This window comes from Streptomyces sp. NPDC058525, assembly GCF_042719495.1.
Classification (GTDB): Bacteria; Actinomycetota; Actinomycetes; order Streptomycetales; family Streptomycetaceae; genus Streptomyces.
Genome location: NZ_JBHXNP010000009.1, coordinates 26,558 through 48,052 on the forward strand (window position 1 = coordinate 26,558; position 21,495 = coordinate 48,052).

20 protein-coding genes are annotated in these 21,495 nt (G+C 74.4%); 10 read left to right on the top strand and 10 right to left on the bottom strand.

Going from position 1 to position 21,495, the window contains the following annotated elements; genetic code table 11:
• Positions 1-23: 23 nt before the first annotated feature.
• From ACFWP3_RS07225 to ACFWP3_RS07235, 3 genes are all read right to left on the bottom strand, one after another.
• Complete coding sequence (locus tag ACFWP3_RS07225; protein ID WP_384217073.1) at positions 24-1,352, bottom strand: GAF domain-containing protein; 1,329 nt, start codon at positions 1,350-1,352, stop codon at positions 24-26.
• Between the two features lie 143 nt (positions 1,353-1,495).
• Positions 1,496-2,791: an SWF or SNF family helicase gene (locus ACFWP3_RS07230; protein ID WP_384217075.1), complete on the bottom strand. Its 1,296-nt coding sequence runs from the start codon at positions 2,789-2,791 to the stop codon at positions 1,496-1,498.
• Positions 2,788-5,850, bottom strand: coding sequence for a DEAD/DEAH box helicase (locus ACFWP3_RS07235; protein ID WP_384217078.1), 3,063 nt, complete (start codon positions 5,848-5,850; stop codon positions 2,788-2,790). The genes ACFWP3_RS07230 and ACFWP3_RS07235 overlap by 4 nt, the downstream gene beginning before the upstream one ends.
• Positions 5,851-6,044: 194 nt before the next feature.
• Between ACFWP3_RS07235 and ACFWP3_RS07240 the strand changes: the two genes are divergently transcribed.
• The gene (locus ACFWP3_RS07240; protein ID WP_384217080.1) at positions 6,045-6,227 is read left to right on the top strand and encodes a hypothetical protein; all 183 of its coding nucleotides are present in this window, start codon (positions 6,045-6,047) and stop codon (positions 6,225-6,227) included.
• 103 nt (positions 6,228-6,330) lie between these two features.
• On the opposite strand, the gene ACFWP3_RS07245 is transcribed toward ACFWP3_RS07240, so the two are convergent.
• Positions 6,331-6,792 carry an SAM-dependent methyltransferase gene (locus ACFWP3_RS07245; protein ID WP_384217082.1) on the bottom strand — a complete coding sequence of 154 codons (462 nt, stop codon included), beginning with the start codon at positions 6,790-6,792 and terminating at the stop codon, positions 6,331-6,333.
• Positions 6,793-6,836: 44 nt separating this feature from the next.
• On the bottom strand, positions 6,837-7,616 hold the full coding sequence (locus ACFWP3_RS07250; protein WP_384217084.1) for a hypothetical protein: 780 nt from the start codon (positions 7,614-7,616) through the stop codon (positions 6,837-6,839).
• A gap of 135 nt (positions 7,617-7,751) precedes the next feature.
• On the opposite strand from ACFWP3_RS07250, the gene ACFWP3_RS07255 reads away from it, so the two are divergent.
• Complete coding sequence (locus ACFWP3_RS07255) at positions 7,752-8,666, top strand: oxygenase MpaB family protein (protein WP_384217086.1); 915 nt, start codon at positions 7,752-7,754, stop codon at positions 8,664-8,666.
• A gap of 52 nt (positions 8,667-8,718) precedes the next feature.
• Here the strand turns inward: ACFWP3_RS07255 and ACFWP3_RS07260 are convergent, their stop codons facing one another.
• Positions 8,719-9,318 (bottom strand): class I SAM-dependent methyltransferase, encoded by a 600-nt coding sequence (locus tag ACFWP3_RS07260; protein ID WP_384217088.1) that lies wholly within the window; start codon positions 9,316-9,318, stop codon positions 8,719-8,721.
• 178 nt (positions 9,319-9,496) lie between these two features.
• Between ACFWP3_RS07260 and ACFWP3_RS07265 the strand changes: the two genes are divergently transcribed.
• The 5 genes from ACFWP3_RS07265 to ACFWP3_RS07285 all read left to right on the top strand — a co-directional run bounded on the left by ACFWP3_RS07265 (position 9,497) and on the right by ACFWP3_RS07285 (position 14,537).
• Positions 9,497-10,276, top strand: a complete 780-nt coding sequence (locus ACFWP3_RS07265; protein ID WP_384217339.1) for an MHYT domain-containing protein — start codon at positions 9,497-9,499, stop codon at positions 10,274-10,276.
• A gap of 142 nt (positions 10,277-10,418) precedes the next feature.
• The gene (locus ACFWP3_RS07270; RefSeq protein ID WP_384217090.1) at positions 10,419-13,052 is read left to right on the top strand and encodes a nitrate- and nitrite sensing domain-containing protein; all 2,634 of its coding nucleotides are present in this window, start codon (positions 10,419-10,421) and stop codon (positions 13,050-13,052) included.
• Positions 13,052-13,498 (top strand): roadblock/LC7 domain-containing protein, encoded by a 447-nt coding sequence (locus ACFWP3_RS07275; protein ID WP_384217092.1) that lies wholly within the window; start codon positions 13,052-13,054, stop codon positions 13,496-13,498. The genes ACFWP3_RS07270 and ACFWP3_RS07275 overlap by 1 nt, the downstream gene beginning before the upstream one ends.
• Before the next feature lie 17 nt (positions 13,499-13,515).
• Entirely contained in the window at positions 13,516-13,896 is a 381-nt protein-coding gene (locus ACFWP3_RS07280; RefSeq protein ID WP_069919003.1) for a DUF742 domain-containing protein, read from the top strand.
• Positions 13,896-14,537: an ATP/GTP-binding protein gene (locus ACFWP3_RS07285; protein ID WP_384217095.1), complete on the top strand. Its 642-nt coding sequence runs from the start codon at positions 13,896-13,898 to the stop codon at positions 14,535-14,537. Before ACFWP3_RS07280 ends, ACFWP3_RS07285 begins: the two co-directional genes overlap by 1 nt.
• A 92-nt stretch (positions 14,538-14,629) precedes the next feature.
• On the opposite strand, the gene ACFWP3_RS07290 is transcribed toward ACFWP3_RS07285, so the two are convergent.
• The gene (locus tag ACFWP3_RS07290; protein WP_384217097.1) at positions 14,630-15,067 is read right to left on the bottom strand and encodes a PPOX class F420-dependent oxidoreductase; all 438 of its coding nucleotides are present in this window, start codon (positions 15,065-15,067) and stop codon (positions 14,630-14,632) included.
• A gap of 105 nt (positions 15,068-15,172) precedes the next feature.
• Here ACFWP3_RS07290 and ACFWP3_RS07295 point away from each other — a divergent pair, with 105 nt between their 5' ends.
• On the top strand, positions 15,173-15,571 hold the full coding sequence (locus ACFWP3_RS07295) for a roadblock/LC7 domain-containing protein (RefSeq protein WP_361763358.1): 399 nt from the start codon (positions 15,173-15,175) through the stop codon (positions 15,569-15,571).
• A 161-nt stretch (positions 15,572-15,732) separates the two neighbouring features.
• Positions 15,733-16,599 carry a DUF6397 family protein gene (locus ACFWP3_RS07300; protein WP_384217101.1) on the top strand — a complete coding sequence of 289 codons (867 nt, stop codon included), beginning with the start codon at positions 15,733-15,735 and terminating at the stop codon, positions 16,597-16,599.
• Here ACFWP3_RS07300 and ACFWP3_RS07305 read toward each other — a convergent pair.
• From ACFWP3_RS07305 to ACFWP3_RS07315, 3 genes are all read right to left on the bottom strand, one after another.
• Positions 16,563-16,964, bottom strand: a complete 402-nt coding sequence (locus ACFWP3_RS07305) for a YchJ family protein (RefSeq protein WP_384217103.1) — start codon at positions 16,962-16,964, stop codon at positions 16,563-16,565. The genes ACFWP3_RS07300 and ACFWP3_RS07305 overlap by 37 nt on opposite strands.
• A 68-nt stretch (positions 16,965-17,032) precedes the next feature.
• A complete protein-coding gene (locus ACFWP3_RS07310) occupies positions 17,033-17,917 on the bottom strand; it encodes an acyl-CoA thioesterase (RefSeq protein ID WP_384217105.1) in 885 nt (294 codons plus the stop codon).
• A gap of 88 nt (positions 17,918-18,005) precedes the next feature.
• A complete protein-coding gene (locus tag ACFWP3_RS07315; protein ID WP_384217108.1) occupies positions 18,006-20,528 on the bottom strand; it encodes a DEAD/DEAH box helicase in 2,523 nt (840 codons plus the stop codon).
• A 157-nt stretch (positions 20,529-20,685) separates the two neighbouring features.
• Between ACFWP3_RS07315 and ACFWP3_RS07320 the strand changes: the two genes are divergently transcribed.
• Complete coding sequence (locus tag ACFWP3_RS07320; RefSeq protein ID WP_384217110.1) at positions 20,686-21,477, top strand: metal-dependent hydrolase; 792 nt, start codon at positions 20,686-20,688, stop codon at positions 21,475-21,477.
• The last annotated feature ends 18 nt before the right edge of the window (positions 21,478-21,495 follow it).

The window sequence follows — 21,495 nt, forward strand, 5'->3', positions numbered from 1 at the left end:
GCCGGACGGCGCTCGAGGGGAGGCTAGGAGCGGGCAGGTTGCGGATACGTTGCACGCCCGCGGCCGCCCGGCCGCCCGGGCTGCCGTACGGGAACCCCGTACGCGCCGAGCTCCCCGTCCAGGGCGCGTACGCGGGCCAGCGCGGCCGACCGGTCCGCGGGCGGCAGCGCCGACGCCAGCGCCCGCCACGCCTCCGGGTCGTCCGCGCCCCACGGACTGCACACCCAGTCGGTCAGCAGCCCGGCGTCCGCGCGGGCGATCACCGCGGCCCGCGCCTGGTCCTCGATCCGCCGCCGGAGCCGGACGATGCCCGGCGCGGTGGAGGCGGGCAGCAGCGGCCCGGGATACCGGTGGAGCGCGGCCGAGACCGCGCCGGCGGCCAGGTTCCGGGTCAGCGCCGTGAAGTCGGCCGCCAGCGGACCGGCCGTCCGATAGGGCCGGGAGAGAGGCGCCGACGGCCCCAGTAGCGTGCGCAGCCGGGACATTTCGGCGCGCAACGTCACCGGTGACACCGACTCGTCCTCGTACAGGGCGATCGCCAGCTCCTCGCCCGACAACCCCGCCGGATGCTGCGCCAGCAGGACCATGATCTCGCTGTGCCGCCGCCCCAGCCGCACCCGGCGGCCTCCCGCCACCAGCAGCGCCTCGTCCTGACCGAGCGCGGTGAGCGTGTCGCCCGCCGCCGGCGGTCCGGGGTCGAGCAGGGCCAGCTGCGCCTCCGCCGCCCGCGCGACCGCCTGCACGAAGGCGAGCGAATGGGGGTGGGCGAGCCCGTCGCCGCCGGTGATGTCCACCGCACCCAGCAGCCCGCCCGTCCGCGGATCGCGCACCGGGGCCGCCGCGCAGGTCCACGGATGGACCCGCCGGCTGAAGTGCTCGGCCCCGAAGACCTGGACGGGCTCGCCCACCGCCACCGCCGTACCGGGCGCGTTGGTGCCCATCGCCGTCTCCGCCCAGCGCGCGCCGGGCACGAACCCGAGCCCCTCCGCCCGCCGCAGCGTGCCCGGCTCGCCCTCCACCCACAGCAGCCTGCCCTGCGCGTCGCACACCGCCAGCAGGTGCGCCCCGTTCGCCGCGAACGCGCCGACGAGATCCCGGAACAGCGGCATCACCCGGGCCATCGGGTGCTCCTCGCGGTACGGGCGCAGCTGCGCCTCGGCCAGCTCCACCCGGGGGACGCACTCCGGGCTGACCCGGGCCCGGGCGCAGCGCCGCCAGGACCGCGCGATCACCGCGCGGACCGGGGCCTCGACCCGCCCGTCCCGGGTGAACGCGGCATGCGCCCGCCGCAGTTCGCGGGTGCGCTCGGCGGGGTCGGTCCCGCCCGGCAGGGCCACCGAAGGATCGTCCATGTCCACCCTCCCGTGCCGCCGCGGTACCCGGAGCGCCCCCATCGTCGTCCCGCGACCGGCCCGCGACAAGCGGTACACCGGCCAGTCCGAACCGAAACCCACGAGCACGGCCCCAACCTGCCGGGTCCTGGGCCGGCCCGGCCCTACGCCGGATCGGTCGTCAGGGCCGAGGCCGGGTCCGGGGCGGACGGGCCGGCCGGGACCCAGCGGTCCGCCTCGCGGCGGTACGGCCACCAGCGGCCCTCCCGGCCCAGCCGGAGCTGGCGCCCGGTGTCCGCCTCCGTCCAGCGCGCGCGGACCCGCCGAAGCACCGGAGCCTCCTCGTCCGCCCAGGCCGCCGCCAGCTCCGCCCGGGCCCGGGCCAGCGTGGTCCGGTCCGGCGTCCAGTCGTCCTCCAGCGCGGCGAGCGCCGGGGCCCCGCCGAAGCCCCAGGCCAGTACGGCCCGCTCCGTCTCCACCCGGTCACGTCCGGCAGCCGCGGACAGGCGGGCGCGGAGCCGGATGTCACCGGCCTCGGCCGTGAGCCGTACGGCGTCCTCGGCAGCCGTGAGAGGAGCCGGAGGAACCCGGTCGGCATGGCCCGGAGCCAGCGCTTCCGCGAGCAGCCGGTACGCCTCCGACGCGGCCGCCTGCGCCAGGAACTCCACCGCGTCCACGTCCAGCCCGTCCGCTTCGGCCTCGGTGTCCAGCGTCGGCGGCTGGCCCGCCGCCTGCGGCAGCTCCGGCAGCGCGGGCAGCGCCGGCAGGACGGCCCGCGCCGCGAAGGCCTCCGCCGCCGCAACCCCCTCGTCCCCCGCCGCCCGCGGAGCCTCCGCCTCCGCGCTGCTGCGCTCCTCCAGCTCCCCGAGCAGCGCCCGTTCGCCGCGCCCGCGCAGGAGCAGCAGCACGAACGGATCCTGGTCCAGCAGCCGGGCCACCTGGTAGCAGAGCGCCGCCGTGTGCGGGCAGTGGTCCCACTCGCCGCAGTCGCAGCGCGGGTCGAGGTCCCCGATCCCGGGCAGCGGGTCCGCCCCGGCCGCCGCCGCGTCCTCGGCCAGCTCCGGGGGCACCTCACGGTCCAGCAGCGCCGCGATGTACCCCGACTCCCCGGCCGCCACGCCCAGCAGCCGGTCCCATTGTGCTCCGGTGAACTCCTGGACGAGCACGTCCGTCCGGTGCGCCGTCCCGTCCCGGTCGCGCACCACCGCCGTCAGCCCGCCCGGGCGCACGGTCACGGCCCCGACCGACCCCGCCCGCGCGTACCGGCGCCCCTGCCTGACCTGCTCCCCGTCGAGCGCGCTGTCCTCCAGGGCGCGCAGCCACGCGTGACCCCACCAGGTACGGGCGAAGCCGCGGCCGGAGGCGGCCGGGAGGGCCGGGAAGGTCTTCTCGTACGAGGACGAGGACGAGGACGAGGACGAGGCCGCGTACGGGTTCCGGTTCGGGTCGCGGGGGCTCATCCGTCACTCCCGGGGGTCGGGCGCAGCGCCACGAGGTCGGCCAGTTCGGCATCGGTCAGTTCGGTCAGCGCGCCCTCGCCGCCCGCGAGCACGGCGTCCGCGAGGGCCCGCTTGCGCTCCAGGAGCCGGGCGATCCGCTCCTCGACCGTGCCCTCGGCGATGATCCGGTGGACCTGGACGGGCTGGGTCTGGCCGATCCGGTAGGCGCGGTCGGTGGCCTGCTCTTCGACGGCCGGGTTCCACCAGCGGTCGAAGTGGACGACGTGGCCGGCGCGGGTGAGGTTGAGGCCGGTGCCCGCGGCCTTCAAGGAGAGCAGGAACACGGGGACTTCGCCCGCCTGGAAGCGGTCGACGAGCTCCTCGCGGCGCGGCACCGGCGTCCCGCCGTGCAGCAGCTGCGAGGCGATCCCGCGTCCGGCGAGGTGCTTCTCCAGGATCCGGGCCATCGCCACGTACTGGGTGAAGACGAGCACCGAGCCGCCCTCCGCGAGGATCGTGCCGAGGAGTTCGTCGAGCAGGTCCAGCTTGCCGGAACGGGCGCCGGCCTGCTCCTTCGCGTACTGCGCCGGGTGGTTGCAGATCTGCTTGAGGGAGGTCAGCAGCTTGACGACGAGGCCGCGCCGCTCCATCCCGTCCGATTCGGCGATCGCGGCGAGCGTCTCGCGTACGACCGCCTCGTACAGCACGGTCTGTTCGCGGCTGAGGGCGACGGGGTGGTCGGTCTCGGTCTTCGGCGGCAGCTCGGGCGCGATGCCGGGGTCCGACTTCTTGCGGCGCAGCAGGAACGGGCGGACCAGGGCGCTCAGCCGGGCCGCCGCCTGCGGGTCGCGGCCGCTCTCGACGGGCTCGGCGTAGCGGGTGCGGAAGGCGCCGAGGCGGCCGAGGAGCCCGGGCGTGGTCCAGTCGAGGACGGCCCACAGCTCGGAGAGGTTGTTCTCGACGGGAGTGCCGGTGAGCGCGACGCGCGCCGGGGCCGGGATGGTGCGCAGGGCCTTCGCGGTGGAGGAGTGCGGGTTCTTGACGTGCTGGGCCTCGTCGGCGACGACCATGCCCCAGCCGGTGGCGGCGAGGACGGGCGCGTCCGCGCGCATCGTGCCGTAGGTGGTCAGGACGAAGCCGCCGCCGAGGCCCGCGAGGGTGCGGGCGGGGCCGTGGTAGCGGCGCACGGGCGTACCGGGGGCGAACTTCTCGATCTCGCGCTGCCAGTTGCCGAGCAGGGACGCGGGACAGACCACGAGCGTGGGCGCGGGGTGGGGGCGGGGGCGGACAGGGTCGCGGCCGTCGCCGTCGCCGTCGCCGTCGCGGTTGCGGTGCAGGTGCAGGGCGATCACGGTGACGGTCTTGCCGAGGCCCATGTCGTCGGCGAGGCAGGCGCCGAGGCCGAGCGAGGTCATCCGGTCCAGCCAGCGCAGTCCGCGCAGCTGGTAGTCGCGCAGGGTGGCCCGCAGCTCGGGGGGCTGGGGGACGGCGGGGCCGCCCGGCTCCTGCGGATCGGCGGTCAGCCGCGCCCGCAGCCGTTCGAGCGCGCCGGCTGCCGCCACCTCGACCCGCTCGCCGTCGATCTCCGCCGAACCAGTGAGTACGGCGGCCAGCGCGTCGGCGGCCGTGAGCTTGCTGTCCCGCCGGGCGCGGGCCCGGCGGGCCTCGGCCGGGTCGATCAGGACCCACTGGTCGCGCAGCCGGACCAGCGGGCGCTTCGCCTCGGCGAGGCGGTCGAGTTCGGCGCGGGTGAGGTCGTCCTGGCCGCCGAGGGCGTAGCGCCAGCTGAAGGAGAGCAGGGCGCCGGGGGAGAGCAGGCCGGAGGGGAGGGCGGACGGCGTGGAATCGGCGTACGAATCGGGGCCCGGCGAGGTGCGGGAACCCCGCGATTCCGAGGAACCCCGCGATTCCGAGGAACCCGGTGAACCCGGTGAACCCGGTGAACCCGGTGAACCCGGTGAACCCGACGAACCCGGCGAGCCCACCACGGCGCGGGCGGTGAGGGTACGGGCGAGGCCGCGCGGCCAGTGCACCTGCACCCCGTCGGCGGCCAGGGCAGCACAGGCCCCGCCGAGCAGTTCGGTGACCTCCTCGTCGGCGAGCACCACGGAATCCGGTACGGCGGCGGTGAGCAGCGGGCCGAGCGGGGGCCACAGCCGGGCGGCCCGGCGCAGGGCGCGCAGGGCGTCCATCCGGGCTCCGGGCGGGAAGGCGGCCGCGGCCGCTCCCGTTCCGGCCCAGACATCGGCGGCGTCGGCGACCAGCGCGGCGTCGGCCGGTCCGTGCATCTGGAGGACGGCCCGGAAGCCGGGGGCCGCCTCGGGGGAGCCGTCGGCGGCGCCGGCAGGCGCGCGGCCGAGCCCGCCTAGGAGGTCGTCGAGCTCGATCCGCAGGGAGATGCGCACGCCGGCGTCGTGGCCGGAGGCCACCTCGGCGGCCCAGTCGCGCAGTTCGGGGTGCGGGCGGGGCGGGCGGGCGGCGTAGGCGGGCCCGGCGGCCGCCGCGGGGGCGGCGGGGGAGCGGGGCAGGGTGTCGGCGACGGCGTCGAGGAAGGCGCGCAGCAGCGGCTCGGGGGCGGGCAGCCGCGGCGGGCCCTCCGGGTCCAGGGGCAGGCAGTGGGCCTCGGGCGGCATGGCGGCGGCCAGTTCCCGCACCTCTTCGAGGTCGGCGGTGTCCAGGGGGCCGGTCCGCCAGGCGTCGTGGCCGGCGGGACTCAGCCCGGGCAGGAGCTGCCCGCGGGCGAGGAAGCGCAGGGCCAGCAGGGCGGCGGCGCCCCAGAACGCCGTACTCGCGGAGGGGACGACGGCCCCGGTGCCGGCGGCCGCGGTACCGGCGGCCGCGGTGCCGGCGGCCGCGGTACGGGCGCGCGTGAGCAGCGGCAGGGCCTCGCCGACGGGCAGCACGAGGGCGGTCACTGCGGTCCGCCGCAGGTCGGCGGTGACGACGCGGAGCTCCTCGTGGGAGCCCGCGCCCGGAGCCCGGCCGTCCGGCTGCCAGAGGGCGATCCGCCCGTCGCGGGCGGGGTCGGCGGGAAGGAAGACGGCCGAGCAGTGGATCAGGCCGGAGATCTCGGGGAGCACGCATTCCTCACGCTTGACTACCGGGGGTTACCGGGGGTTCGGGGCGGCCGAGGTTACCCCACCGAGCGGGCCCGGAGGTTCAGGCCCGGCCGTGACCCGGGTCACTTCGCAGGCGGTCGGGGCGTCCGGGAACGCGGGATCGCGGCGGTGCGTTGAGGGGGGTAGTGGTCGACGACGGGTGGAGGTGTCCGCAGATGTCCACGAGCGGAAAGGTGGCGGTTGCCGGAGTCGCGGCAGCCATCGTGTTGTTCTGGGCGGTCGGGTTCTGGGCGGGGCTGCTGGTCCTGATCGGTGTGCCCGCGGCCGCCTATCTCCTGCTGGACCCCTCTCAGCGGCGTCGTCTGCGGGGCGCTTCCAGGAAACAGATAGGCCGCTGACGGCCCCGGGGGCCGCTCCGGCGGCCCCGAGGCCGACGCCGGGCGCGCGGGCCGGCGCCGGTCCCGCCGCTGTCCTCGGGCGGGACGGTGCCCGGCGGCCCGCTCAGTAGTAGCCGTGCATCAGCGCCGTCGCCCACTGCGGCTGCCGCAGTTCGCCGCGGGGGCCGAACTCTTCCATGTACGGCTTCAGATCGAGTACGGGCGTACCGTCCACCGCGTCGAGGCCCTCCACGTGGACATCGAGGCCGTCCACCTTCACCACCCGGCACCGCGAGACGCCGAGCCGGTTCGGCCGGTTCTTGCCGCGCTGGGCGAATATGCCGACCAGCGGCCAGTCCGGGTTGCCCTGGGGGCGGCGCGCGCCCGTCTCGACCTTCTCCGCCGGCACCCGGTCGAAGTGGTAGACGACCTCGACGTGCGAGAAGTCCTCCAGCCCGTACAGCGCCTCCGGGCCGAACCGGCCGGCGTCCAGGCGGATCACCGCGCTCTCGCGCCCCCAGTCGTCGTCGGCCACCTCCGCGCGGCCGCCCACGACCACGCCCACCGGCTCGCACTCCACCGTCATGGCTTCCCCGTTCCTCCCGCTTCCCCCGGGCTGTCCGTGCGTGTTCACACCGGGCGCACCGCGACGCGGTCCAGCGCCGCCAGCAGCTCCGGCAGGTCCGTCTCCCCGTCGCGCGGCACCCCGATCACCCCGCTCGGCTCCTCGTCGAGCAGGACGAAGGCGGCGTCACCCGTACGGGCCACCAGCGACCAGCCGGGACCGTCCGCCCGCAGGGTCCGGGCCTCCGCGGCCGCGAAGGAGGAGCGCACCCTGCCGGGCGGCGGTGGGGCCAGCGTGTACGCCTGGGCCTCCGCCAGCGCCCGCGCCAGCCCCGGATGCGCGGCAGCGGCCGCCCCGCCGTCCAGCGCCTCGCGCTCGCGCCAGTCGTCCCACTGCCGGGCGATCTGGTCCGCGGCCATCCGCCGCTGCACCGGCCCCCAGCTCTGCGCCGAGGGCGGAGCCAGCGGCACCCGCCCGGTGCCGTCCGCGCCCTGCTCCGGATCGTGCGGTTCGGGAATCCCGGAGGCCGCCACCGACAGCTCCAGCGGCCAGCCCGCCAGCGAGACCACGATCGACCGCTCGTCCGGGGACAGGTCGTAGTCCATCCCGCAGTCCCAGGAGGCGATGGCCGCGGCCACGAGCGACACGTCGTCCACGACGACCGTCCAGCGCGCGCCCTCCTCGTCCTGGCCGAGCACCAGCCCGTAGCCCTCCCCGTTCGGCGCCACGCCCAGCAGGGAGCAGGCCTCGGGGAAGTCGTCGCCCAGGACGCTGGGGAACTGCGCGGGGGTCAGCAGCACGGCGGTCAGCACGTACAGCGAGCCGCCACCCTCGTCGTCGGACACCTGGCCTCCCGGTAGCTCTCTCGTCGGCGCACCCTAACCAGCGGGTAACCCACCCGTCGAGGGTCTGCGGCCGACGATTTCCAAGGCCGCTACCTGCACGTAGAGTTGGCAGCCCGCCACAGAAAGGGACACCCGGTGCAGCGTTACGACCGGCTGAGGGAGATCCTCCGTCTCGATCCCGACCAGGACTTCGCGGCCATCTACCGGCTCACCGCGGCCTACGAGTTCCCGTGGGACTTCGCCCGGGCCCTGGAGCTCGCCCTGTTCCGCACCTACGCCGTCCCCTCCATCGGCGGTCTCCTGGCCGAGACCGGCGAGTTCACGGACCGCACCCAGAAGCGCTACGACGACACCGCGCTGCTCCTCGACGCCATCGTGGAGCACGGTTTCGAGCACGACACCGCGCGCACCGCGATCCGCCGCGTCAACCAGATGCACCGCAGCTACGACATCTCCAACGAGGACATGCGCTACGTCCTGTGCACGTTCGTGGTGATTCCGTCGCGCTGGCTGGACGCGTATGGCTGGCGCCCGCTGACCCACCACGAGCGCCGGGCCTCCGCGAACTACTACGCCACCCTGGGCGGCCAACTGGGCATCACGGACCTTCCCGGCTCCTTCGAGGAGTTCGAGTCCACCCTCGACGCCTACGAGGAGGAGTGGTTCGGCTGGGACGAGGGCGCCCGCGGGGTCGCGGACTCCACGCTCGACCTGATGGCCTCCTGGTACCCGGCGCCGCTCGCCCCCGCGGTCCGCGGCGCGGGCCTCGCCCTCCTGGACGAGCCGCTGCTGGACGCCTTCCGGTTCGCCCGCCCGCACCCCCGGGTGCGCCGGCTGGTCCAGGGCGCCCTGCGGCTGCGCGGCCGCGCGGTACGGCTGCTGCCCCCGCGCAAGGCCCCGCACTACGGCCGGCAGAACCCGGAGATCAAGAGCTACCCGGGCGGGTACGACGTGGGTGAGCTCGGCACCTTCCCCGTGCCCGGCAGGGGCGGCTGCCCCGTTCCGCATCCCCGCCGGCCCGCCGGAGCCGAGGCTCAGCCTCCGGCGTGATCCCGGGCACGTCCGCGCATCCCGGGCAAGGGGCCGACGTACGGCGCAGATGTCAGCCGCGGCGTACGGCCAGGGCCAGGAAGCGGGCGTCCTCGTCGGCGTACGAGGTCATCTCCCAGCCCGAACGGGCCAGCAGCGGGCCGAGGTTGTGCTCGGCCCGCATGTCCTGCGGGGTCAGCTCGCGGCCCTGCCGGGCGGCGAGGGCCGCTCGCCCGATCGGGTGGAACACCGCGAGCCGGCCGCCGGGGCGGACCACCCGGGCCAGTTCGCGCAGGTTCGCGTCCGGGTCGGGCAGGTGCGCGACGAGTCCGGCGGCGAACACCGCGTCCAGCGCCCCGTCGCGCAGCGGCAGCCGGGCCACGTCCGCCAGCAGCAGCGCACCCTGGGCGCGCCGGCCCGCCCGCTGCGCGGCGGCCAGCATCTGCGGGGTGAGATCGACCCCGAGGACGACACCGGCGGGTCCGACGGCGGCGCGCAGCGCGGTCAGCGCCCGCCCGGTTCCGCACCCCGCGTCGAGCACGCGGTCCCCGGCCCGCAGTCCGAACTCGGCGACGGCGGTCGCGAAGGCGGGCGCGTCGTCGGGGAACTTGCGGTCCCAGTCGGCGGCGCGCGCTCCGAAGAACTCCTGCACGTGTGTGTGGTCTTCGCTCATGCGCCCATGATCCCCCACCGGCGGGGCGGGCACGGGCCTGCGGACCGTGTGCAAGGTGGCACGCGGCGTGATCGAACATGAACGTATCTCTGTCATATTCCAGCAGTTACAGCGGCTTTCGAAATGCTCCCCCTGTTCGCGCCCTCACCCGGACTAGCGTCCGGTGGCCATGGGACACCTGGGACACCTGGACCACGCCGCCTACGGCTGGCTGACACCCGTGCTGTCATACGTGATGGCCTCCATCGGCGCCGCCCTCGGGCTGCGCTGCACCGTCCGCGCGCTCGCCGCGACGGGCGCCTCCCGGCGCAACTGGCTGCTCACCGCGGCCTCCGCGATCGGCACCGGCATCTGGACGATGCACTTCGTCGCGATGCTCGGCTTCGACGTCACCGGCACCGAGATCCACTACAACGTGCCGCTCACCGTCCTCAGCCTGGTCGTCGCCATGCTGGTCGTCGGCGCGGGGGTGTTCGCCGTCGGCTACGGCAAGGAACGCGGCCGGGCCCTGGTCCTGGGCGGCCTCACCACCGGCCTCGGCGTCGCCAGCATGCACTACCTGGGCATGGCCGCCCTGCGGCTGCACGGCCGCGTCAGCTACGACCCGCTCACCGTCGGCCTCTCCGTCGCCATCGCCGTGGTCGCGGCCACCGCCGCCCTGTGGGCCGCGCTCAACATCAAGTCGCCGGTGGCCGTGGCCGTCGCCTCCCTCGTCATGGGCGCCGCCGTCAGCAGCATGCACTACACCGGGATGACCGCCGTCGCCGTCAGCGTCACTCCCTCGGACGCCGCGCTGCCCGGGGCCACCGCCATGCAGTTCATCTTCCCGCTCGCCGTCGGGCTGGGCTCGTACCTGTTCATCACCGCCGCCTTCGTCGCCCTGTCGCCGACCGCCGACGAACGGGCCGCGTCCGACTCCGTCCGGAACCTGGGGGAGCGCACGGCGGCCGCCCACTGACCCCCGCCGCACGCCCAACCTGCCGTCGCCCGCGCCGAACCACCGCAGGCCGATCCGCCCGCACGTCGAACGACCCGTACGTCGAACCACCCGCCGGCCGAACCACCCGCACCCGTCGGTACCGCCCCGGAACGAGGAGCCCATGCGCACACCCCGCAGACAACCGGAAGCAGCGGCGCCGCGGCTCCCCGCGCCGGCGGGCGGCCGCGGCCACGGCGCGGGAACGGGCCGCCGCGCCCACGCCGGACCGCCGGCCGACGAACACCCCGAGCAGGCCCTCCACCAGCCCGCCCCGCCCGCCCCGCCGTACGACCGGCGCCCCCGGCTGCGGCTGCGCCCCGCCACCGTCCGCGCGAAGATCGTCTCGCTGCTGATGGTCCCCGTCGTCTCCCTGCTCGCCCTCTGGGCCTTCGCCACCGTCAGCACCGCCCAGGACATCGCCCGGCTCACCCGCGTCCAGCAGGTCGACGCCGAGATACGCACCCCCGTCGCCGCCGCCGTCACCGAGATCCAGGCCGAGCGGCGGGCCGCCGTCCGCCTCCTCGCCGATCCCGGCGCCGACCCGGCCGCCCTGGACCAGCAGGCCCGGCGCACCGAGGCCGCCGTCCGGCGGCTGCGGCTCGGAGACCGCAACACCGCCGCGGACTCCGGCAACTACGGCTCGGACATCGTGGTCCGCCTCGGCGCGTTCGTCACCGAGGCCGAGGCGCTGGAGTCCGCCCGCAAGGACATCACCGGGCGCCGCGCCACCCCCGAAGCCGCCTACGAGATCTACACCCGCGTGGTCGACTCGGCCCTCGCCGTCGGCGGCGCCCTGACCGGCGGACAGGACGCCGAACTCGGCCCCGACTCCCGGGTCCTGCTGGAATTCGCCCGGGCCGCGGAGCTCCTCTCCCGGGAGGACGCGCTGCTCGCCGTACCAGGCCCGCGCAGCGCTGAAACGCTTCGCCAGCTGACCGGCACGATCGACACCCGCCGCGCCCTCACCGCCGCCGCTGCCCGCGACCTGCCGCCCGACCAGCAGGACGCCTGGCAGTCCGTCGCCAAGAGCGCCGCCTACGCCGACCTCACCGCCGCCGAGGACCGGGCGCTGGCGGCCGGCGCCGCCAAGGACGCGCGCGGGGTGCCCGCCGGATGGGAGGCCGCCCACACCGGCATCGCCGCCTCGATGCACGAGATCGAGGGGGCCGCGCATGCCGCGGCCGCCGACCGGGCCGATCCGTTCGCCGAGGGGGCACTCAGCCCGGCCGGAGCCGCCGTGCTGCTGGGCCTGGCCGCCGTCGCCGCCTCGCTGGTCATCTCCGTGCGCATCGGCCGCGTCCTGGTCGTGGAGCTGGTCTCGCTGCGCAACACGGCGCTGGAGATCGCCCACCGCAAACTCCCGGACGCCATGGAGCGCCTCAGGGCGGGCCGGGCCGAAGAGATCGACGTCGCCGCCGAGACGTCGGCCGGGCCGCCCGCCGACGACGAGATCACCCAGGTCGGCGAGGCGCTGGCCACCGTCCACCGGGCCGCCCTCAGCGCCGCCGTCGAACGGGCCGAGCTGGCCAGCGGCGTCTCCGGGGTGTTCGTCAACCTCGCCCGCCGCAGCCAGGTCCTCGTACACAAGCAGCTCACCCTGCTCGACTCCATGGAACGGCGAGCGGACGACCCGAACGAGCTCGGCGACCTGTTCCGCCTCGACCACCTGACCACCCGGATGCGCCGCCACGCCGAGAGCCTGATCATCCTCTCGGGCGCGGCCCCCGGCCGGGCCTGGCGGATGCCGGTGCCGCTCACGAACGTCGTACGGGCCGCCGTCTCCGAGATCGAGGAGTACCCCCGGGTCGAGGTGCGCCAGCTCGCGGAGGCCGCCGTGGTCGGCGGCGCCGTCGCCGACCTCACCCACCTGCTGGCCGAACTCATCGAGAACGCCGCCCAGTTCTCCCCGCCGCACACCAAGGTCCGGGTCAGCGGCGAACCGGTCGGCGCCGGATACGTCCTGGAGATCGAGGACCGCGGCCTCGGCATGGGCCGCGAGACCCTGAGCGACGCCAACCGGCGCATCGAGCAGTCCGAGGCGCTCGACCTCTTCGACAGCGACCGGCTCGGTCTCTTCGTCGTCAGCCGCCTCTCGTCCCGGCACGGTGTGAAGGTGCACCTGCGCCCCTCGCCGTACGGGGGCACCACCGCCGTGGTGCTGCTGCCGAACTCCATGCTCCAGGGCGCGATCACGGCCGGCGCCCCGGAGCCCGAGCCCCGGGCCGGGGCCGCCGCCGCCGAGGCACGGACCGCGCCGCCGGCCCCCGTACCGGCCACGGCACCGGCCGCGAAGCCACCGGCGGCCGGGAGGGCGGAGCAGCCGCCCGCGATGACCGTCGTACGGGAGGACGCGCGCGGGCTCGCGGACTCCGGCCCCGGGTCCGTCCGGCCGGAGCCCCGGCCCGCCCCGGTGGCCGCACTGAGGCCGCGCACCGCGGGCGGCGCGCTCACGGGTGCGCACGTCGCCGCGCCCCCCTCCGCCTCCGTGACGGAACTCCCGCGCCGGGTCCGCCAGGCCAGCCTGGTCCCGCAGCTGCGCGAGACGCCCGCCCCCAAGGCCCCGGCGGGCGCGCCCCCCGCCGGCGATCCGCCCGGGCGCAGCCCGGAGCAGGCCCGGGACCGGATGGCCGCGTACCGGGACGGCTGGGTCCGCGGCGCCCAGGAGAACTCCCCGCACGCGGGCCGCGAGGTACGCGACGGTCGCGAAGGCCGTGAAGGCCGTGAAGGCAGCGCAGGCAGCAAAGGAGAAGTGTGATGATCGAACACCAGAGGATCGGCCTCGACGGGGGCGTCCGCAGATCGGGTGAGCTGGACTGGCTGCTGGACGACATGGTGGTCCGGGTCCGGGAGGTCCGGCACACGGTGGTGCTGTCCAACGACGGCCTGCCGGTGGGCGCCTCGAGCGGGCTCAGCCGCGAGGACGCCGAGCACCTGGCCGCCGTGGCCTCAGGCTTCCACAGCCTGGCCAAGGGCGCGGGCCGGCACTTCCACGCCGGGGGCGTGCGCCAGACGATGGTCGAGATGGACGACGGCTTCCTCTTCGTCGCGGCCGCCGGGGACGGATCCTGTCTGGCCGTGCTCAGCGGCGCCGGGGCCGACATCGGGCTGATCGCCTACGAGATGGCCCGCCTGGTGAAGCAGGTCGGCGAGCACCTCTACACCCCGCCCCGGTTCGCGGCGCGGCCGCCGGCCGCCGGCTGAGGGCGGCGGTCCGGCACATGAACGGCCAGTGGTACGACGCCGACGCGGGCCCGCTCGTCCGTCCGTACGCGATGACCGGCGGGCGTACGAAGCCGGGGCCCCACGGGGTCCGCTTCGACCTGATCGCACTGGTCGTCGTGGATCCGGAGGGCACCGACGCGGCCGCCGAGTCGCTGCTCGGCCCGGAACACCGGGCCCTGCTCGGACTCTGCCGGTCCGAGACCCAGTCGGTGGCGGAGCTCGCCGCCGACGCCGACCTGCCCGTGGGGGTGGTGCGGGTGCTCCTCGGCGACCTCTTGGAGGGCGGGCACGTCAAGGTCAGCAGGCCGGTACCGCCCGCACAGCTGCCGGACGAGCGGATTCTGCGGGAAGTCATCGAGGGATTGCGAGCGCTGTGATGGGACTGCACGACGACGGACCGGCGGATCCCGGTCCCGGGGACGACCCCGAACTGGCCGCGCTCGCGCTGAAGATCCTGGTCGCCGGCGGCTTCGGGGTCGGCAAGACCACGCTGGTCGGCGCGGTGAGCGAGATCAGGCCGCTGCGCACGGAGGAGCTGCTGAGCGAGGCGGGCGAACTCGTCGACGACACGGGCGGGGTGGACCAGAAGACGACCACCACCGTGGCCATGGACTTCGGGCGGATCACGATCCGCTCCGGACTGTCCCTCTACCTGTTCGGCACACCGGGCCAGGACCGGTTCTGGTTCCTGTGGGACGAGCTGTCCCAGGGGGCGCTGGGCGCGGTGGTGCTCGCGGACACGCGGCGGCTGGAGGACTGCTTCCCGGCGGTGGACTACTTCGAGCACCGGCGCATCCCGTTCGTGGTGGCCGTCAACTGCTTCACCGACGCACGGCGTTACGGGGCCCACGACGTGTCGAGGGCACTGGACCTGGACCAGGGCACGCCGGTGGTGCTGTGCGACGCGCGGGACAAGGACTCGGGGAAGGAAGTGCTGATCAGGCTGGTCGAGTACGCCGGGCGGGTGCACACCGCCCGGCTGCTGGACTCGGTGGAGCCGCAGGCCGATTCGGTGTGAACCGGCGCGGCGGCACGGGCCGGGGAACCGGGGTCGGGGTGCCGGGGTCGGGGAACCGAGGTCTGGGAACCGGAGTCGGGGACCGGGGTCGGTCAGTCCGCGATCCCGGCCATGGCGATCACCTTGTCGATGGGGACGCGGACGAGGAGCTCGCCGGGGACTGCGTTGCGCCGGCCGAAGGCCTCCCCGCGCTCTTCGCCCATGTAGCGGGAGCCGATCCGGGTGGCCCAGTGCAGGATCCCGTCCGGGTCGTCGGCGTGCTCGCTGATCTCGGCGCGGCCCTGGAGGATCACGTAGGAGAACGGCGGCCGGTCGTCGTCCACGCACAGCGCGACCCGCCCGTCACGGGCCAGGTTCCGTCCCTTCACCGTGTCCCTGCCGGTGTTGAACACGAAGGAGTCGCCGTCGAGCACGAACCAGATCGGAGCGATGTGGGGACTGCCGTCCTCGCGGACGGTGGAGAGCTTTCCGGTGCGGGTGGAGTGGGAGACGAACGCCCGCCATTCCTCTTGCGTCATCTTCTTCGCCATGAGGACATCCTCCTTGCCGGAAAGGCACTGGTGGGGAAGGCTTGCGGGACGACTATGCGGGGCACGGCGCGGCCATGCGGGCGCGTCGACGGGGAGGGGCTCGGAATGGCACTGGACAAGCAGCTCGACTGGCTGCTGGACGATCTGACGCGCAGGGTCCAGCAGGTGCGGCATGCGGTGGTGCTGTCCAACGACGGGCTGGTGACGGGCGCGAGCGCCGGGCTGGCGCGGGAGGACGCGGAGCACCTGGCGGCCGTGGCGGCCGGACTGCAGAGCCTGGCCAAGGGGTCGGGGCGGCACTTCCGGGCCGGGGAGGTCCGGCAGACGATGGTCGAGTACGACGAAGGGGTGCTCTTCGTCATGGCCGCGGGCGCGGGCAGCTCCCTGTGCGTGCTGAGCGCCGCGGAGGCGGACATCGGGCAGGTCGCGTACGAGATGACGCTGCTGGTCAACCGGGTGGGCGAGCACCTGGGGGTCGCGGAGCGGCGGGTCACCGGCGGCTGAGGCCGGCCAGGTCGTCGGGGTCGTCGGGGTCGTCGGGGTCGTTTCGAGGTTTTCCACAGGGGCCGCGGGGAGTCGTCGCTCTGAGTTACGGTCTTCACACAGAGTGATCGATGCTCGTGGGGGAGACCGTGATGATGATGACGACGACTATGACGACGGCCATGACGACGGCCATGGCGACGATGGCGACGCAGTCGGGGGCCGGGGCCGGCGCCGCGCTCCGGGATGCCGTGCCTGCCGGCGGCCCTGGCGAGGTCCTGGTGGGCGGTGTGCAGGCCGCCGGGGAACTGGGGCTGACCCGGGGTGAGTTCGCCCGGGCCGTGCAGCTGGGGATCGTGCGGGCCGGGCCGTCGGCGCCCGGTCGGGCCGCCCGCTACGCCCGGGCCGAGCTGGACCGGGTCAGGGCCGCCGAAAGCCGACCGGGCGAGGGCGGATCCCAGGCGCTGCGCGAGCGGGTGGCGACCGTGGCCGGCGCGGAGGCGGCGGCCGGGGTGCTGGGAGTCGGACCGAGCCGGTTCACCCGGCTCGCCCGCTGCGGGCACCTCACCCCGGTCGGCTACCGGATCAACCGCTACCGGGCGGTGGTGTGGCTCTACCTGACCGCGGAGCTGCGGGAGTTCGCGGCGCGGGAGCCGGCGCGGCTGCGCGGGGTCGCACCTCCGGCGGACCGCGGACTGCTGGAGGCCAGGGCCGACCTGCGCCCGAGGAAGTGGCGGGGACGGCACGTCGGGCTGCTGCTGAGACGGACCGCCGACCCGTGGGAGCGGGCCGCTGTGCTGGCCTCCGTGCTCCCGGAGGAAGAGCTGCTGGAGGCCGTGCCCGACCCGGCGGAGCGGATCGTGCTGGCCGCCCTCGCCCCGCCCCCGCCGTACGGGCATCCGCAGGCGCCGGCGGCCGCGGCCGTGGCGCTCCCGCTGCTGAAGGCCGGACCGCCCGAGGAGGTCCACTGGTACCGCACCAGCCTGGACTTCGCCCTGACCGGGGCGCGCGGTCAGTCGAAGTCGACGGGGGACAGCGGGCCGACGTAGACCCAGGCCCCTGCCTCGCGGGCGAAATCGCTGTGCTCGTGCAGCGAGCCCGTGTGCCCGCCCTCGCGGTAGTGCGCCCGGAACTCCACCGACCCCTCCGTCTCGAACATCCCGCCGCGCTCGGTCGCGAGGATCTCCAGGCGCTCCCAGCGCTGACCGGGATCCAGGTCGAGCCGGGCCGGGCGGGTCGAGGAATGCCAGGACCGCAGCAGGTAGGCGGTGTCGCCGACGGCGAAGGCACTGAACCGGGAGCGCATCAGGCGTTCCGCGGTGGGTGCCTGCTGGGCGCCGGAGTGGAAGCGGCCGCAGCACTCCGGGTAGGCGGCGGGCAGCCCGCAGGGGCAGGGGAGGGCCGGGGTGGGCATGGGTGGGCTCGGTTCCTCGTGGAGGGCGGGGACGGCGGGGAGGGCGGGGACTAAGAGGGTTTCGCGGACTACCGGGGAGGACGGGCGGGGTACGGACGGAAGAGGCCTTCCTGGACCACGGAGACCAGCAGCCGGCCTTCCAGGTCGTAGATCCGGCCCCGGGCAAGGCCCCGGCCGCCGTGCGCGATGGGCGACTCCTGGTCGTACAGGAACCACTCGTCCGCCCGGAACGGCCGGTGGAACCACATGGCGTGGTCGAGGCTCGCCATGTCGAAACCGCGCATCCCCCACAGGGGTTCCACCGGGATGCGCACGGCATCGAGGAGGGTCATGTCACTGGCGTAGGTCAGGGCGCAGGTGTGCACGAGCGGGTCGTCGCCCAGCGGGCCGACCGCCCGCATCCACACCGCGCTGCGGGGATCGGCGTCCTTGAGCTCCTCGGGAGTCCAGCGGAGCCGGTCCACGTACCGGATGTCGAAGGGCTGGCGGCGGGCCATCCGCTCCAGCGCCTCGGGCAGGGAGCCCAGGTGCTCGCGGATCTCGTCCGCGACCTTCGGCAGCGAGTCCGGGTGGGGGAAGTCGAGGCGGGGAGGCAGCTGGTGCTCGATGCTGCCCTCCTCCGGATGGTGGAAGGAGGCGGTGAGATTGAAGATCGTCTTGCCCTGTTGGACCGCGGTGACCCGGCGCGTGGTGAAGGACCGCCCGTCGCGCACCCGCTCCACCTGGTACACGATCGGCACCCCGGGGATGCCGGGGCGCAGGAAGTACGCGTGCAGCGAGTGGACCGGGCGGTCGCTCTCCAGGGTGCGGCCCGCGGCGACCAGGGCCTGGCCGGCGACCTGGCCGCCGAAGACGCGCTGGAGGGACTCCTGCGGGCTGGCGCCGCGGAAGATGTTGACCTCGATCTGCTCCAGATCGAGCAGGTCGACGAGTCTCTCGGCGGGGTTCGTCATCAGAGGTTCTCCACTGTCGGGTCCGGGCGGGGCCGGCGGGAAGCGGGAGCCGGCGGGTGCGGTGGGCCGCCGGGGGTGGGCGGTGCGCTCAGAGCGCCCCGAGCTCGCCGACCGAGGTGACCCGGAGCACGGCCCGGCCCTCCTCGTCGGAGGCCGCGAGGTCGACCTCGGCGCTGATGCCCCAGCCATGGTCCCCGTTGGGGTCGGCGAAGGTCTGGCGGACGCGCCACAGACCGTGCGCCGGGTCCTCCTCGATCTGGAGGAGCTTCGGGCCGCGGGCGTCGGGGCCGGTGCCGAGGTCGTCGTACTCGTCCCAGTAGCCGTCCATGGCCTCGCCCCAGGCGTCCGCGTCCCAGCCGGACTCGGCGTCCAGCTCGCCCAGCACGTTCACGTGGTCGAGGGCGGCCAGCTCCACCCGGCGGAACATGGCGTTGCGGACCAGGACGCGGAAGGCGCGGGCGTTCGCCGTGACCGGCTTGACCTGGTCGGCCTTCTCCTGGGCCTGCTCCGCCGTCTCCACCTCCGGGTTCGCCAGCTGCTCCCACTCGTCGAGCAGGCTGGAGTCGACCTGGCGGACCAGCTCGCCGAGCCAGGCGATCAGGTCCTCGAGGTCCTCGGACTTCAGGTCGTCCGGGATGGTGTGGTCCAGCGCCTTGAACGCGCTCGCCAGGTAGCGCAGCACGATGCCCTCGGTGCGGGCCAGCTCGTAGAAGGAGGTGAACTCGGTGAAGGTCATCGCGCGCTCGTACATGTCGCGGATGATCGACTTCGGGGAGACCGGGTGGTCGCGCACCCACGGGTGGCTCTTGGCGTACACGTCGTAGGCGTGGGAGAGGAGCTCTTCGAGCGGCTTGGGATAGGTGACGTCCTGGAGCCGCTCCATCCGCTCCTCGTACTCGATCCCGTCGGCCTTCATCTGGCCGACCTGGATGCCGCGTTCCTTGTTCTGCTGGGCGGCCAGGATCTGCCGCGGGTCGTCCAGCGTGGACTCCACGACGGACACCATGTCCAGCGCGTAGGAGGGGGACTCCGGGTCCAGCAGGTCGAAGGAGGCGAGCGCGAAGGTGGACAGCGGCTGGTTGAGCGCGAAGTCCTGCTGGAGGTCGACGGTCAGCCGGATGGTGCGGCCCTCGGCGTCCGGGGTGTCGAGCTTCTCGACCACACCGCCGTCGAGCAGCGAGCGGTAGATCGCGATGGCCCGGCGGATGTGCCGCAGCTGGGCCTTGCGCGGCTCGTGGTTGTCCTCGAGGAGGTGGCGCATCGCCTGGAAGGCATCGCCCGGACGGGCGATGACCGACAGCAGCATGATGTTGGTGACCTTGAAGCGCGAGGTCAGCGCCTCCGGGTCGGCGCCGATGAGCTTCTCGAAGGTGGTGTCCGACCAGGCGACGAAGCCCTCGGGAGCCTTCTTGCGCACCACCTTGCGGCGCTTCTTCGGGTCGTCGCCCGCCTTGGCGAGCGCCTTCTCGTTCTCGATGACGTGCTCGGGCGCCTGGGCGACGACATAGCCCGCCGTGTCGAAGCCGGCCCGGCCGGCCCGGCCGGCGATCTGGTGGAACTCGCGGGCGCGCAGCGTGCGGACCCGGTTGCCGTCGTATTTGGTGAGCGCGGTGAACAGCACGGTGCGGATCGGGACGTTCACCCCGACACCCAGGGTGTCGGTTCCGCAGATCACCTTCAGCAGACCGGCCTGGGCGAGCTTCTCGACCAGGCGGCGGTACTTGGGCAGCATGCCCGCGTGGTGCACGCCGATGCCGTGCCGGACGTAGCGGGAGAGGTTCTGGCCGAACTTGGTGGTGAAGCGGAAGTTGCCGATGAGATCGGCGATCTTGTCCTTCTCCTCGCGCGTGCACATGTTGATGCTCATGAGCGACTGCGCCCGCTCGACCGCCTGGGCCTGGGTGAAGTGCACGATGTACACCGGGGCCTGCCGGGTCTCCAGCAGCTCGGTGATGGTGTCGGTGATCGGCGTGGTCACGTACTCGTACGACAGCGGGACGGGCCGGGTCGCGGAGCGGACCACGGAGGTGGGCCGGCCGGTGCGCCGGGTCAGGTCCTCCTCGAACCGCTTCATGTCGCCGAGCGTCGCCGACATCAGGATGAACTGGGCCTGCGGCAGCTCCAGCAGCGGGATCTGCCAGGCCCAGCCGCGGTCCGGCTCCGCATAGAAGTGGAACTCGTCCATCACGACCTGGCCGATGTCGGCGTGCTTGCCGTCGCGCAGGGCGATGGAGGCCAGCACCTCGGCGGTGCAGCAGATCACCGGGGCGTCGGCGTTGACCGAGGCGTCGCCGGTCAGCATGCCGACGTTCTCGGTGCCGAAGAGCTTGCACAGGTCGAAGAACTTCTCCGACACCAGCGCCTTGATCGGGGCGGTGTAGAAGGTGACCTTGTCCTGCGCCAGGGCGGTGAAGTGCGCGCCCGCCGCGACCAGGCTCTTGCCCGAGCCGGTCGGGGTCGACAGGATCACGTTCGCCCCGGAGACGACCTCGATCAGCGCCTCCTCCTGAGCCGGGTACAGGGTGATGCCCTGGTCCTCCGCCCACGAGGAGAAAGCCTCGAAGAGGGCATCGGGGTCGGCGTTCGGCGGGAGCTGATCAATGAGGGTCACACCCCCCATCTTGCCTGGCTTCCCCCCGGATGAGGGAACCGGCGGACGCAAGGAAGATCATCGACGGTACGCTGTGCCGTCGAGACGGCCCGAGCGAAACCGTCGACAGGGCCCGAGAACGGCATCACACACCACACCACCGGGGCGGGGAACGACCATGATGGGTCCGGCGCATTCACTCTCGGGGGCAGCGGCCTGGCTGGGGGTGGGCGCGGCGACCGCGGCGGCCGGGCACCCCATGCCGTGGCCGGTGCTCGTCGTCGGCGCGCTGATCTGCGCCGGGGCGGCCCTCGCCCCCGACCTCGACCACAAGTCGGCGACGATCTCGCGCGCCTTCGGCCCCCTGTCCCGGGGCCTGTGCGAGGTGGTCGACAAGATCTCCTACGCCGTCTACAAGGCCACCCGCTCGTCCAAGGACGCCCGCCGCACCGGGGGCCACCGCACCCTCACCCACACCTGGCTCTGGGCCGTCCTGATCGGCGGCGGCGCCTCCGCGCTCGCCGTGACCGCGGACCGCTGGGGCGTGCTCGCGCTGCTCTTCGTCCACCTGGTGCTGGCGGTCGAAGGGCTGCTCTGGCGGGCCGCGCGGATGTCCAGCGACGTCCTGGTCTGGCTGCTCGGCGCCACCAGCGCGTGGATCCTGGCCGGAGTGCTCGACCAGCCCGGCAACGGCGCGGGCTGGCTGTTCACCGGGCCGGGCCAGGAGTACCTCTGGCTCGGCCTGCCGATCCTGCTCGGGGCCCTCGTCCACGACATCGGCGACGCCCTGACCGTCTCTGGCTGCCCGGTCCTGTGGCCGATTCCGATCGCCGGCAAGCGCTGGTACCCGATCGGCCCGCCGAAGATGCTGCGCTTCCGGGCCGGCAGCTGGGTGGAGCTCAAGGTCCTGATGCCGGTGTTCGTCCTGCTGGGCGGCTTCGGCGGAGCCTCCGCCCTCGGCTTCCTCTAGGTCGCCCGGGCCGTCTGA